This is a genomic window from Gaiella sp. (genome assembly GCF_057140465.1).
This window is the reverse complement of sequence record NZ_DBNHWK010000089.1, coordinates 40541-53907: the sequence shown is the minus strand read 5'-3', so window position 1 is coordinate 53907 and position 13367 is coordinate 40541. Positions and strand designations below refer to the sequence as shown.

The 13367-nt window shown below is 73.4% G+C and carries 13 protein-coding genes and 1 tRNA gene; 4 read left to right on the top strand and 10 right to left on the bottom strand.

The genetic code is table 11. The features are described from left to right. Window positions 1-391, top strand: a 391-nt coding sequence (locus AC162C_RS12765; protein WP_484097871.1) for an adenylate/guanylate cyclase domain-containing protein, incomplete at its 5' end; no start/stop codon positions are given. A gap of 315 nt (window positions 392-706) precedes the next feature. On the opposite strand, the gene AC162C_RS12760 is transcribed toward AC162C_RS12765, so the two are convergent. Further along, on the bottom strand, window positions 707-1567 hold the full coding sequence (locus tag AC162C_RS12760) for an SGNH/GDSL hydrolase family protein (protein ID WP_484097870.1): 861 nt from the start codon (window positions 1565-1567) through the stop codon (window positions 707-709). A gap of 472 nt (window positions 1568-2039) precedes the next feature. Next, window positions 2040-2113, bottom strand: a tRNA-Val gene (locus tag AC162C_RS12755). 168 nt (window positions 2114-2281) lie between these two features. Here AC162C_RS12755 and AC162C_RS12750 point away from each other — a divergent pair. Both AC162C_RS12750 and AC162C_RS12745 read left to right on the top strand, forming a co-directional pair. Beyond that, complete coding sequence (locus AC162C_RS12750; protein WP_462975449.1) at window positions 2282-2623, top strand: TfoX/Sxy family protein; 342 nt, start codon at window positions 2282-2284, stop codon at window positions 2621-2623. 83 nt (window positions 2624-2706) lie between these two features. Next, entirely contained in the window at window positions 2707-3921 is a 1215-nt protein-coding gene (locus AC162C_RS12745; protein WP_484097869.1) for a hypothetical protein, read from the top strand. Between the two features lie 69 nt (window positions 3922-3990). Here the strand turns inward: AC162C_RS12745 and AC162C_RS12740 are convergent, their stop codons facing one another. Next, window positions 3991-4497, bottom strand: coding sequence for a CarD family transcriptional regulator (locus AC162C_RS12740; RefSeq protein WP_462974542.1), 507 nt, complete (start codon window positions 4495-4497; stop codon window positions 3991-3993). 97 nt (window positions 4498-4594) lie between these two features. On the opposite strand from AC162C_RS12740, the gene AC162C_RS12735 reads away from it, so the two are divergent. After that, the gene (locus AC162C_RS12735) at window positions 4595-5356 is read left to right on the top strand and encodes an SDR family NAD(P)-dependent oxidoreductase (RefSeq protein WP_484097868.1); all 762 of its coding nucleotides are present in this window, start codon (window positions 4595-4597) and stop codon (window positions 5354-5356) included. Here the strand turns inward: AC162C_RS12735 and hpnH are convergent. The 7 genes from hpnH to AC162C_RS12700 are packed head-to-tail and all read right to left on the bottom strand — an operon-like array spanning window position 5286 to window position 13250. Beyond that, window positions 5286-6365, bottom strand: a complete 1080-nt coding sequence (gene hpnH, locus AC162C_RS12730) for an adenosyl-hopene transferase HpnH (protein ID WP_462974544.1) — start codon at window positions 6363-6365, stop codon at window positions 5286-5288. The two genes, AC162C_RS12735 and hpnH, sit on opposite strands and share 71 nt — an antisense overlap. Beyond that, window positions 6362-7876, bottom strand: coding sequence for a 4-hydroxy-3-methylbut-2-enyl diphosphate reductase (gene ispH / locus AC162C_RS12725; RefSeq protein WP_484097867.1), 1515 nt, complete (start codon window positions 7874-7876; stop codon window positions 6362-6364). Before ispH ends, hpnH begins: the two co-directional genes overlap by 4 nt. After that, window positions 7873-9729: a squalene--hopene cyclase gene (shc, locus tag AC162C_RS12720; RefSeq protein WP_484097866.1), complete on the bottom strand. Its 1857-nt coding sequence runs from the start codon at window positions 9727-9729 to the stop codon at window positions 7873-7875. The genes ispH and shc overlap by 4 nt, the downstream gene beginning before the upstream one ends. Then, window positions 9726-11087 (bottom strand): hydroxysqualene dehydroxylase HpnE, encoded by a 1362-nt coding sequence (gene hpnE / locus AC162C_RS12715; protein WP_484097865.1) that lies wholly within the window; start codon window positions 11085-11087, stop codon window positions 9726-9728. Before hpnE ends, shc begins: the two co-directional genes overlap by 4 nt. Continuing rightward, a complete protein-coding gene (locus AC162C_RS12710) occupies window positions 11084-11932 on the bottom strand; it encodes a squalene/phytoene synthase family protein (RefSeq protein ID WP_484097864.1) in 849 nt (282 codons plus the stop codon). Before AC162C_RS12710 ends, hpnE begins: the two co-directional genes overlap by 4 nt. Next, the gene (gene hpnC / locus AC162C_RS12705; RefSeq protein WP_484097863.1) at window positions 11929-12798 is read right to left on the bottom strand and encodes a squalene synthase HpnC; all 870 of its coding nucleotides are present in this window, start codon (window positions 12796-12798) and stop codon (window positions 11929-11931) included. Before hpnC ends, AC162C_RS12710 begins: the two co-directional genes overlap by 4 nt. Beyond that, on the bottom strand, window positions 12795-13250 hold the full coding sequence (locus AC162C_RS12700) for a secondary thiamine-phosphate synthase enzyme YjbQ (RefSeq protein ID WP_462974550.1): 456 nt from the start codon (window positions 13248-13250) through the stop codon (window positions 12795-12797). The genes hpnC and AC162C_RS12700 overlap by 4 nt, the downstream gene beginning before the upstream one ends. Between the last annotated feature and the right edge of the window lie 117 nt (window positions 13251-13367).

Here is a 13367-nt window from a genome sequence, read left to right as displayed (position 1 = left end):
CCTCGTGCGAGAGCGGATCGCGGCGGCCGGCGGCGAGGTCGTCAAGAAGACGGGCGACGGCTTCTTCGCGACGTTCGACAACCCGAAGGCGGCCGTCGACGCGGCGATCGCGATCCAGCGCGCGCTCGACGAGGAGGTCTTCGCACCCGACGTGCGGATCGGCGCGCACGCCGGCGACGCGTTCACGGCGGCGGGCGACGCGAGGGACTACGTCGGCCAGAGCGTTCACGTCGCGGCACGCGTCGGGGCGCTCGCGGGTGCGGGCGAGATCGTCGTCAGCCGAGAGACGCTCGACGGCCTCCCCGGGACCTACCGGCTCTCGGAGCCTCGCGCCGAGGAGCTCAAGGGCGTCGAGCAGCCCGTCGAGGTCGTCTCGGTCGACTGGCGCTAGCTCGGAACCGTCGCCTCCCTACTCCTCGAACGCGAGGAGCCGGCGCCGCCCAGCGCGCTCCCCACGGACAGACCCGCCCCACCACACGCCACGCGCGAGGACAGAGCGAGCAGACCGCAAGACTCCTGATCCCCCCACAAGCGGTCTCCCTCTAACCCCGCATCCAGCCGGGCTTCACGAGCCTGTTGGTACGGCGGTGGTACGTACGTCGGCGGCGGGTCAAGAACCGCCTAGCCAGCTCCTCGAGCAAGCACTAACCCGCCCCGGGGGGCACCTCCGCGAACCGATGGAGCTGCTCGTGCTTCGGATGATCGTCTAGCCGGGTGGCTTCACGGGCTTGTACCCGAGGCCGCTCAGCGTCTTGGCGATGATCGCCCGCCCTTTGTTGTTCGGGTGCATCCCATCCGGGAGGAACAGGCCCTTCGCCTTTGGGTCGTCTCGACGGCTCCGCCCGTTGAATGCTCGGTAGACATCGGCGACCGGCACACGGTACGCGGCGGCGGCTGTCGCGATCGCCTGAGCGAGCCCCTTCCACTTCTTCGTGCATGCGGCGGTGAGGCCAGCTTCGTTCCAGAGGTTGACGGCCGCGTAGTAGTTCGCGGTTCGCAGGATCACCGGCTTGCCCTTGCGCAACTCGAAGATCCGCTCGTAGATCGCCTTCAACGTCGTGACGTATTTCTGCCAATAGCGGTTGTCGAACGTCCCCTTGGGAGGGGCAGGGGAGTCTCCCGGATCGAAGACACAACTCGTACCTCTGACCTCCTCCAGGCCCTCGGGGCTGCCGTAGACGACGATCACGTCCGCACGACCCGCCATCACGGCCCACGGATCACGCGGCGAGCGAAGCCGCGCCAGGATCGTCCTCGCGCCGAGACCTCCCGTCCACCAATCCAGGGTACGCACGGAGACACCGAGGTCTCGCCGAATGTTCCTCGCGAAGAAGGACGCGGCTCCCGCTCCGGACGAGTCACTGAGCCAGAGCAGGTCAAGCGACCGACCGGCACTCGCGCCCGCATCAGCCGTGGACACGCCAACCTGCCCGCCCACCGCGGACGCTGTCACTACAACTGCCCGCTGGAACACGAACTTGCCGTCCTCCCCGGCACTCGTACCCGCCAGCGCCGCAGCCGTCGCACCGACTACCAGCGCTGCGACCAGCGCAATCACCACGGACACCCACACCGGTAGACGCCCGCGGTGCCAACCGCTCCTAGGTGACCTCCACACGAGAATCACCCCCTTCCAGCCACGAGCGTGCCACCACCACGCCCCTGCCGCGTCAGCGCAACCGCTGAAACCCGCTACACCGAACTACCGAACCTGTCGCGCCAAGCGCTCTTACCTGACCCACCTCTGACCCACGGCCGCGAACCCCGATCGCCACAGTCCTCCCGGGGTGAACCCCAACTTGAGAGAGAGGGGCTCGACGGCGCTCGCAACGCACAGCTCTAGGGCTGGAAGAGCGGCCCGGGGGGCACCCCCGCGAACCGGATCGAGCGATGGGAGTCCCACCTGGGGCCCCTGCCGACACGAGCGAAACACCGTTGGCGTCGCTACAGCTGAGTCGGCCGCGGGCGACGTACCATCAGACGTACCATCGGCCCCTCAAGGGTGCGGGCCGAACCCCGCAATCCCTGTGTTCAGCGGATGGGCGGTGCAGGGCTCGAACCTGCGACCTCCTGCGTGTAAGGCAGGCGCTCTGACCAGCTGAGCTAACCGCCCGGGCTCCGCCCGCGGGTCGTGCCGGGCCGCATGGCCCCGGCGTCGCCTGCGCGGCGCGACCGGAGCCCCAAGGATACGCGCCCGCCCGCCGCCCGCCGCGCCTTCCCCGCCGCCTCGGCCATCGCGTGACGGCTGCCGGCCGAACGGCGATGATGCACGTGGAAGCCGATGGCCTTCGACGAGCACCTCGCCGACCGCGTTCGCGACGCCCTCGCCGGGGAGGACGGCGTCACGGAGCGGAAGATGTTCGGGGGCCTGGCGTTCATGGTCGACGGGCACATGGCCTGCGGCATCGTCGGGGACGACCTGATGCTCCGGCTCGGGGCCGAGGGCGCCGAGGACGCCCTCGAGAGGGACCACGTCCGGCCGATGGACTTCACCGGCAGGCCGATGACCGGGATGGTGTACGTGGCGCCGGCGGGTCTCCGGGGCGCCGCGCTCCGCCCCTGGGTCGGCCGGGCCGTCGCCTTCGCCCGCTCGCTGCCGCCGAAGGAGCCGCGGCGTCGCTGACCGCCGCGCCCGCCGACGCGCGCGAGAACCACTCGAACGAGGCATAGCCGAGGAGGCCCTCCGGCCGGGATACTCGAGGGGAGGTGGCCGCCGCCGAGACCCTCGCCGCCCGGATCCGGGACGACATGCGCCGCATCGCGACGGCGATGGGCCTGCTCCGCACCGGCGTCGCGCTCACGGAGGATCCCGCCGCGACGTCGTCGCTCGTCGGCGAGCGGATGAGCGCGCTCCTCGGGCGCCGCCTCGAGGAGGTCGAGGGCGCGGTCACCGTGGCGACCGCACTCGCCGAGCGCACCGGCATCGACCTGCGCGAGGAGCTCCGTGCGACGACGCGCGCGCTCGCGGACGAGCTCGAGGAGGTCGCACGGATCGCGCGCACGACGGCCGAGCGGCCGGCGAGGGCCGTCGACCCCGCCGCTCTCGAGGTGCGCTTCGACGAGGTGCACCGACGGATCGACGCCGTGACGCGCGAGCTGCGTGGGGTCGCGACGGCGGCGCACGATCCGCCGTCCCCGTACGCGGGCCGATTCGCGGACACGCTGGGACGCCGCCTCGCCCGGCTCGAGGCGTCGGTCGAGGTGACGACGAGCCTGGTCGAGCGAACGGGGGCCGAGATCCGCGACGAGCTCGCCGACGTCGCCGCGGCAGGGGAGCTCCGACGGCGGGCCCTCGCGGACGAGCTCGCCGCGGTCAGAGAGCGGCTCGAAGCGGTCGAGGGCCGTGACGCGGCCGACGGCTCCGAGCTGACGGCGATCCGCGCGGACCTCCGCGTGCTCGAGGCCCGGCTCGGCGAGGAGCTCGCGCTGACCCGGAGACAGCGAGAGGAGGACGCGGTCCAGGGCGCCGGCGCAGACCTCGCGCTCCGGGAGCTCGGCGCGCGGATCGACCTCACGGAGTCCGATCGCGACGCCCTCACCGCACAGGTCGTCCAGCTCTCCGAGTCGTGGGCCGCGGAACGGACGGCGCTCCACGAGCGGGTGGCCGAGCTCGCGGCCCGCATCGTCACCGGCCCCGTCCCGGTGTCGGACGGCGACGCGTCGACGTGGCCGACGCCCGGAGCGTTCGATCAGCTACGTATCGCCGTCGAGGGCCTGCGCATGCGTCTCGCCTACCACGAGAAGTCCGTCGCGGAGCTCGTCCGCGGCCGGGACGTCGACGACCGGATCGACGACATGGAGCGCCTGCTGATGCGGCTCGAGGCGACGGGCGGCGCACTGGCGCGCGGCGACGGTGCGTCGGTGCTGACGCGCCTGGAACGCCTCGCCGACCACGTGGACTCCCGGCCGCCGGAAGACTGAGCCCCGCCTCGCGTCGGCCGTTGCGACCCCAGGGGGATTCGGGGGCGCACCTGCCTGCCCGAACCGGGCTCAGACAGCGTGCGCGAGCTGGGTCTCGATCCAGGCGTCGGCGTCGTCGCGCGACAGGCCGCGCGCCTGACCGATCTCCTCGGCGAGCAGCTGGCGCGCCTTGCCGACGACGTCGCGCTCGCCCGGGGACAGCTGCGACCGCTTGCCGCTCGCCTGGAGCGCCCGCTCGCGCGTCGCCCCCTCGCCGATGATCTCGGCGAGCCCGACCGGGTCGCCCGCCGTGAGCTTCGCCATGATCGCCTGCCGACGGGCGAGCCACGGCTCGCTGCCGAGCGTGCGCTCCTCCCGCAGCGCCGCCTTCACCTGCGACATCTCCGACGTGCCGAGGAGCGGCCGGAGCTGCTCACGGGCCCGGTCGACGGGCAGGGTCACGGTCAGGCCGTCCGCGAGCTCGAGCACCACCGCGTCGCGCGCCGGGCCGGAGGAGCCTCGGATCGACGTGCGCTCGACGACGCGCCCGATCCCGTGCGTCCCGTAGACGACCGCGTCACCGACCGCGAACTCCATGCCCATAGCGTATCGGGGGGGTGGGACGCAGATCCGGGCGTGGCCACCCCGCCCACTCGCCGCGGCGCGACCGGTGCGCCGGAAGTAGGGTCACGTCGTGACCACCCCGCAGCTCGCCGGACGCGTCTGCCTCGTCACCGGCGCGACGAGCGGCATCGGGCGCGCGACCGCGCTGCGGCTCGCGCGGCTCGACGCCCGGCTCCTCGTGTCGGGCAGGGACACCGAGGCGCTGCGCGAGGTCGCCGCCGTCACAGGAGGGACGGCGATCGCCGCCGACCTGTCCCGTCGGGACGGGGTGGAGCGCCTGGCGGAGGACGCCGTCGCCGCCCAGGGGCGCGTCGACGTCCTCGTCAACGCCGCCGGGGAGGGGCTCTACGGCCCCGTCGCCGAGCTCGACCCGTCCGACCTCGAACGGGTCGTCGCCGTCAACCTGACGGCGCCGATCCTGCTCACGACGGCCCTGCTCGAGGGGATGCTGGAGCGGCGCGCCGGGCACGTCGTCCACGTCGGGTCGATCGCCGGGCACGTCGGGCACCGGGACGAGGCGACGTACGCGGCCACGAAGGCCGCGCTCACGGTGTTCTCGGAGAGCCTGCGCGCCGAGCTCGCCGGCACCGGCGTCGCCGTCACCCTGATCACGCCGGGCGTCGTCGACACCCCCTTCTTCGAGCGGCGGGGAGCGGCCTACGACCGACGCTGGCCCCGCCCGATCCCGGCCGACCGGGTGGCGGCGCGGATCGTCGACGCGCTCTCGTCCCGCCCCGCCGAGGTGATCGTCCCCGGCTGGCTCAGCGTGCCCGTGCGTCTTCGCGGGGCGCTGCCGGGTCTCTACCGTTCGCTCGCCCAGCGCTTCGACTGAGCGGGCTCGACGCGACCGCCGCCCGCACCGTCTCCCGCAGCGACCGCGTCGAGGCGAGCACGGCCGTCGGCTCGTACCCGCAGTGGGCCATGCAGTTGGCGCAGCGATCGTCGCGTCCGCGGCCGTACGCACTCCAGTCGGTCGTCTCGATCAGCTCCGCGTACGTCTTCGTGTACCCGTCGCCCATCAGGTAGCAGGGCCGCTGCCAGCCGAAGATCGAGTAGCTCGGGATCCCCCAGGGCGTGCACTCGAAGTCCACCTTGCCCTCGAGGAAGTCGAGGAAGAGCGGCGTGTGGTTGAGCCGCCAGCGCCTCCGACCCCCGTCGGCGAACGCCTCGCGGAAGAGCGCGCGCGTCTTCGTGACACCGGGGAAGTGCTCCTGGTCGGGCGCCTTCTCGTACGCGTAGGCGGGTGAGATCTGGATGCCGTCGACGCCGAGCTCGTCGTTGAGGAAGTCGAGCACCTCGCGCACCGTCTTCGGGGTGTCGGTGGAGAGGAACGTCGTGTTCGTGTTGACGCGGAAGCCCCGTGCCTTCGCCTCGCGGATCGCGGCGACCGCGAGGTCGAAGACGCCCTCCCGCTCGACGAACCGGTCGTGGCGCTCCCGCATCCCGTCGAGGTGCACGACCCACGAGAAGTACGGCGACGGCTCGAACCGGTCGAGCCGCTTCGACATCAGGATCGCGTTCGTGCAGAGGAAGACGAACTTCTTCCTCGCCACGAGCTCGCGCGCGATCACGTGCACCTCGGGGTGGACGAGCGGCTCGCCCCCCGCGATCGAGACCATCGGCGCCCCGCACTCCTCGATCGCCGCGAGGGCCTCGTCGACCGGCATGCGCTTGCGGAGGACGTGGTCCGGGTGCTGGATCTTGCCGCAGAATGAGCACGACAGGTTGCACTGGTACAGGGGCTCGAGCTCGACGAGCAGCGGGAAGTGCGTTCGCCGTCGCAGCCGCTGGGTTGCGAGGTAGCGCCCGATCACGAGGCGCTGACGGAGCGGGATGCTCACCGGGCTCTCACCTCCAGGGGGAGTCGGAAGCGGACGTTCTCCGTCGCCGTCGTCGACTGGACGACCTCCGCGCCGCCGAGTGCGTCGATCGAGCGGACGAGCTGGTGGACGAGCGCGTCGGGCGCGGACGCACCGGCGGAGATCCCGATCGTCCCGGCGTCGGCGATCCACGCGAGGTCGACGTCCGTCTCGTCGTCGATCAGGTACGCGGGCGTTCCCGCCCGCTCGGAGACCTCGACGAGCCGCTGCGAGTTCGAGGACGTCCGCGAGCCGACGACGAGGACGACGTCGGCCTCGCGTGCGACCTCGCGGACGGCCAGCTGGCGGTTCGTCGTCGCGTAGCAGATGTCGTCGGTCTCCGGCCCGCGCAGCGCGGGGAAGCGCGAGCGGAGGACGTCGACGATCTCGGAGGTCTCGTCGACCGCGAGCGTCGTCTGTGTCAGGTACGCGACGCGCTCCGGGTCCGGCGCCTCGACCCGCTCCGCCTGGCTCACGTTCTCGACGAGCCGGATCGAGTCCGGCGCCTCGCCCGCGGTGCCCTCGATCTCCTCGTGGTCGTGGTGCCCGATGAGGAAGATCGTGTCCCCGCCGGCTGCGAACCGCCGCGCCTCGGCGTGCACCTTGCTCACGAGCGGGCACGTCGCATCGATCACGTCGAGCTCGAGCTCGCGGGCCCGGTCGCGCACCGCCGGCGAGACGCCGTGCGCGGAGAAGACGACCGTCGCGCCGTGCGGGACGTCGTCGAGCTCCTCGACGAAGACGGCACCGCGCCGCTCGAGATCGGCGACGACGTGGTCGTTGTGAACGATCTGCTTCCGCACGAAGACGGGAGCGCCGCGCTGCTCGAGCGCGAGCTCGACGATCTCGATCGCCCGGTCGACGCCGGCGCAGAACGACCGCGGCGCGGCGAGCAGGATGTGCCGCGGGCGGAGCGCGTCGACCCACTCCTCCAGCACCTGCGTCGCGCGACGGAGCGAGAGGAGGGCCCGGGTGCCCGCCGCGAGGGTACGGGGGGCGACGAGCTCGCGCCCGGCCGCCTCGACGACGACGCGGAGCACCGCGAGCGGTCGACCGTCGGCCGCGCCGGCGAGCCAGGCGGACTCCATGTCGACGCCGGAGACCCCCGTCTCGGCGAGGTACCGGCGCTCGCACGGCCCGGCGATGCGCTCCGTGGACGCAACGCGGCCGACGCGCACCCGCAGCCCGCGCCGCCGCAGCGCGCCGGCGAGCAGGCCGTTGCCGTGCAGCGCGATCGGGGCGCCTCCGTCGTGGCGGAGCTCCGAGGCGAGCACGACGTCCCCCGCGCGGAGATCGTCGCTCGTGGCCGCGCAGAGCCCGACCACGGCAACGCCGCGGGCATCGTCGACCGCCAGGCCCCGCGCCGCCGCGATCCGGGCCTGGTGCGGCCCCATGCCGGTGCGGATGACGCGGGCGCGCCGACGGAGCGTGCGACTCACCGTCGCCGCCTCGAGGCGGAGCGGGGCGAAGACGAGGAGCTCGCGCGTGCTCACGGTGTGCCCCCGTCCCTCGTGTGCCGGCCGAGTGCGGAGATCGGGAAGATCAGTCGGTACAAGTGGTAGTTGATGTAGAAGGCGCCAGGGAAGCCGGTGCCGGTATACCACGGCTCGTCCCAGCCACCGTCGGGTCGCTGGGTCTCGACGAGCCAGCGCACGGCGCGTCCGGTCACGGGGCCCCGTTCCCGGGCGGCGTGCGTGGCCAGGAGCGCCCAGGCCGTCTGAGAGGCGGTCGATGCGCCTCGTCCTCTCCACGCGGCGTCGTCGTACGAGCGGAGGTCCTCGCCGAAGCCTCCGTCCTCGTTCTGCACCGCCGCCAGCCAGTCGATCGCCCGCCCGACGCTCTCGTGCCCGGAGAGGCCCACGGCCGCGAGCGCGGGCACCGCGGCGCCGGTGCCGTACAGGTGGTTCGCGCCCCAGCGGCCGAACCACGAGCCGTCGCGCTCCTGCTCCCCGAGCAGGTACGCGAGGCCGCGCTTCGCCTCGGGCCGCTCGGCCAAGCCCTCGTGCGCCAGCGCCTCCAGGACGTGCGCGGTGACGTCGGCGCTCGGCGGGTCGGTGACCTCGCCGAAGTCGCAGAACGGGAGCCGTGCCGGGAGGCCGCTCGTGTTGTCCGCGTCGAAGGCGGCCCAGCCTCCGCCCTTCGACTGCATGCCGAGCATCCATGCCACCCCACGGTCGATCGCCGCGTCGCCCTGGCCGGCCCGGCGGAGCGCGATCACGATCTCGGCCGTGTCGTCGATGTCGGGGTAGTTGTCGTTCGCGAACTCGAACGGGAAGCCCCCCGGTGCGAGCGTCGGACGGCGGACCGCCCAGTCGCCCCGCACGTGCACCTCGCGGCCCACGAGCCACCGGGCCGCGCGCTCGACCGCCGGATGACGCGGCGACAGCCCCGCGTCGAGGAGCGCGATCACGGCCAGCGCCGTGTCCCACACGGGGGACTGGCAGGCTTCGACTCGCCGGCCGAGGTCGTCCTCGATCGTGAAGGTGTCGAGCCCGCGGAGCCCCGCGACGATCGCCGGGTGCTCGAGCGGGTGCCCGAGCGCCCGCAGGGCGACGAGCGACCAGACCCACGGCGGCTGGATGCCCCCCCACGACCCGTCCGCCTCCTGGCGGTCGACGATCCACCGCTCCGCCGCGCGCAGCGCCCGCGCCCGCAGACGCCGCACGGGCCGTCGCTCGTAGCGGTGCAGGCCGCGGTCGAGCAGGAGGAAGGCCCGGTCCCACGCGTCGCGCGGCACCAGAGCCGGGGCCGGTCCCGCGCGCAGCTCGTCGAGCCCGAAGGGCACCGCCCGGGCTGGGCGGAGCGCCGTCACGACCTGGAGGGCGACGATCGTCTGGCGCGCCCAGCAGCCGAACGCGTAGATCGAGAGTGGGGCGCGGTCGGGGAGGAGCATCTGCTCCGGCGGGAGCACCGGCACGTCCTCCCAGGCCCAGAGGTCGAGCAGGGCGAGCCACATCCGCGTGAAGACGCGCGTCGACTCGACGCCGCCGGTCTCCCTGACGAGCGCCGCCGCCCGCTGCATGTGGTCGGCGTCGACGGGATCGCCCGCGAGCCGGAGCGCGAGGTACGCCTCCACCGTCGTCGAGAGGTCGGCCGGCCCGCCGTGGAACGTCCCCCAGCTGCCGTCGTCGCGCTGCTTCGACCGGATCCAGCGCGCCGTGGCGGCGGCCTGCCGCTCGTCGAGGATCCCGAGGTAGTGGCGCAGGAACAGGTCCTCGGCGTCGATCGTGACGTTCGTCTCCAGCTCGCCCTTCCACCACCCGTCCGCGTGCTGGAGCGCGAGCAGGCGCTCGACGCCCCGCGTCAGCGCGCGCTCGGTCGGCCCGGCGGCGACGGTCACGGTCACGCGACCGCCCCCAGGGCGTGGCCGGCGGCGCGTTCGGGGCGGGCGCGATCGGCGAGGGCTGCGCCCGCAGCGGCGACGCCGCTCCGCACCGCCCCTTCCATCGTCGCCGGCCACCCCGTGTCCGTCCACGCGCCGGCGAGGAAGAGCCCGGGGAGCGCGGTGCGCGGGCCCGGACGCAGAGCAGCGGTGCCCGGAGCCCCGCGGAAGGTCGCGCGCGGCTCCTTCGTGACGTGGGCGTCGAGCAGCCGCGCGGTGCGTGCGAGGGGCAGCACCCGCTCCACCTCGGGCCGGAGCATCGCGATCAGCCCGTCGCGCGTCGACCCGAGCTCGCGGTCGGCGCCCGAGAGCGAGATCGCGAGCAGCTGTCCCCTGCCCACGCCCGAGGGCTCCGTGCGGTCGAAGACCCACTGCAGCGGCGACTCGAGGCACGCGACGAACGGCTCGCCGAGCACGCGACGGTCGTAGTGGAGGTGCACGTTCACGATCGGGCTCGACCCCAGCCGGGCGAGCGCCGACGTGTCGACGACGCCCCGCGGCACGACCCGGCCGACGGCCTGGTGCGGGACGGCGACGATCACGGCGTCTGCGTGCGTCCGGCCGTCCGCAACCTCGAGGTCGAACCCGGCCGCCGTCGGCTCGACGCGCCGCACGCTGCGGCCGAGCTCCACGCGCACGTTCCGGGCGCGGAGCGCCGCCGCCGCCGGGTCGCCGTGGAGGTGCTGGAGCGGCACGCGCGGCAACGCCACGTCGCACGCATCCGACTCGTCGAGCAGGCCGGTGCGGAACACCTTGACGGCGAGCGCGAGCGAGGCGTCGTCCGCCGGGAGGTTGATCGTCGGCAGCGCGATCAGGTTCCAGAGCGCCGAGATCGCCCGCTCGGACTGCCCGTGCGCCCGGAGCCACGCCCCGAACGTCTCCCGGTCGAGGCGATCGTCCTCCGGGTTCAGCGTGCGGAGCGCCGCGGACGCCCTGATCGCCGCCAGCCGCTCGCGAACCGAGAGGTGCCCGTAGCGGAGCAGCGCCTGCCCGAGGTGGAGCGGCGCCGCGAGGGCGTTGCGCTCGAGGACGGCCGTGCGGCCGTCGGGCCCGATCACCGGGATCCGCAGGCGCGGCTGCACCTCGAGCCGTCCCTCGACGCCGATCCGCTGCAGGAAGCGGCGGTACGCGGTGCAGCAGCGCAGCGCGACGTGCTGACCGTTGTCGATCCAGACGCCCTTTCGCTCGACCGAGAACGTCGCTCCTCCGAGCCGCGGCCGCGACTCGAACAGCGTCACCGACGCCCCGCCGTCCGCGCACTCGAGTGCGGCGGCGAGCCCGGCGAGGCCTCCCCCGACGACCGCGATGCGGCGGTCGCTCACGCGGCCGCTCCGATCACGCTGCGGAGGACGACGACGGGCTTCTCCCACCGACGCAGCGACACGCGCTCGGCGCGCACGGCGAGGGCCGGGCGCTCGGCGATTCGCTCGAGCAGCCGGCCGTACGAGGCGGTCATCGCGAGGACGCACGCGGCGCTGCGTCGGTCGAGGAGCGGGGTCAGCTCGAGGCCGCGGTCGAGCCAGCCGAGTGCGCGCTCGGCCTCGAACGCCACGAGCGCCTCGACATCGCCTTCGATCCGCCCTCGCCCGAGCGTGCACCCGAACCGTGCGAGGTCGGCGGCCGGGAGGTAGCAGCGCCCGCCGCGGAGGTCGTCGCCGAGGTCGCGGAGGATGTTGCCGAGCTGCAACGCGACGCCGAGGTCGTCGGCGAGCCCGCTGGCGCGCTCGCGGTCGGTCGTCTCGAAGAGGCCGAGCGTGAGCCGCCCGATCGAGCCGGCGACGCAGCGGCAGTACCACTCGAGCTCGGGAAACGTGTCGTAGCGCCGGCCACGCGTGTCCGCCTCGGCGCCGTCGAGGAGGTCGCCGAACGCGTCGACGGGGATCGGGAACCGCGACGCCGCATCGCGCACCGCGACGAGCACCGGGTCCGTGGCCTCGTCGAGCGCCGCCAGCTCCGAGCGGGTCCGGGCGAGCCGTTCGAGCTTCGTCTCGGGCGGCAGCGGCCCGTCGGCGATGTCGTCGATGTGACGAGCGAGCGCGTACACCGCGAAGATGCCGCGGCGCCGGTCCGGCGGGAGCAGGCGCATGCCGAGGTAGAAGCTCGAGCCGGAGGCACGCGTGATGCCCCGGCACTCCTCGTAGGCGGCATCGACCGCCGGGGTCGTCACCAGGCCCCCCTGTGCGTCCGGATCGTCGCCCACGCACGGCGGCGCCGCGAGGCGCGCCGCGTCGCGGTGAGCACGTCGAAGTCGCACGCCGCGAGCGAGTCGATCGTCGCCCGCCCCCCACCGACGTAGCCCGCCACCGCGATGCGCGCACGGCCGCGCAGGGATGCCACCAGCTCGGCACCGGACGCGAGCAGCTCGGATGCCCGCCCGACCTCCAGCTCGAGGAGGCGCCGCAGCTGCGGAGCCGTCGTCGACGCCGTCAGGTGCTCGCGGGTGACGCCGAACCGTGCCCGGTCGTCGGCCGGCAGGTAGACCCGACCGCGGGCGGCGTCCTCGCCCACGTCCTGGCAGTGCTCGACGATCTGGAGGGCCGTGCACACGTCGTTGGAGAGCGCGACCCGCTCCGGTGTCGCAACGTCGAAGACGTGGAGCACGAGCTCTCCGACGGGGTCCGCCGACAGCGTGCAGTAGCCGACGAGGTCCGCGAACGTCGCGTACTCGGACTGCAGCTGGTCACGGCGGTTGGCCTCGATCAGCCGCGCGAACGGCCCCCGGGGGAGCCGGCACCCGCGGACGGTCGTGGCGAGGTCCTGGAGCAGCGGATGGCGTGGATCGCCGTCGAAGACCTGGTCGAGCTCCGCCTCGAGGAGCCCGAGCAGCGCAAGGCGGTCGCCGTCCGCGGCGTCGCCGAGCTCGTCCACGAGGCGGGCGAAGCCGTAGATCGCGAGCAGATGGCGCGCGTGCCGTCGGCCGACGAGCAGCGAGGCGACGGCGAAGTTCTCGCCCGGGGCCCGTGCCCGGATCGCCTCGGCCGAAGGAAACGAGAGCGCGGTGGGCTCCCGTACGTGTGCGATGCCGGCGGTCATTCGCCCAGGACCTGGATGAACACCTTCCGCTGCCGCGAGCGGTCGAGCTCGCAGAAGAAGATCCGCTGCCAGGTCCCGAGCATCAGCCGGCCGTCGACGACCGGGATCGCCTGCGACGACGACGAGAGCAACCCGGCACGGCAGTGGGAATGGCCGTTGGGGAACTCCTCGGTGTCATCCTCGATCCCCTCCGTGCGGATGTCGAGGTCGTCGTGGCGGTAGTAGCGCCCCTCGGCGGGAGCGAGCTCCGCGAGCAGCTCCGCGAAGTCCTCCTCGAAGCCGCTCTCCTTCTCGTTGACGACGATCGCGCAGGTGGTGTGGGGCGAGTAGACGAGCGCCATGCCGTTCGCGATCGCCGCCCGGTCGACGGCCTGCTGGACGTCGTCGGTGATGTCGATGAGCTGCGACGCGTCGTCGGTCACGAGGTCGTGGTTCTCGAACCTGATCGTCATCGCACGGCTCTCCGCATGCCCTCGGCGATGAGGGCCTCGTCCCACGACAGCGTTGCTCCTGACCTCCCGGCAGCGTTCATTCGACCTTCGATGTCCGCCTACTCCGAACGGCGGGCG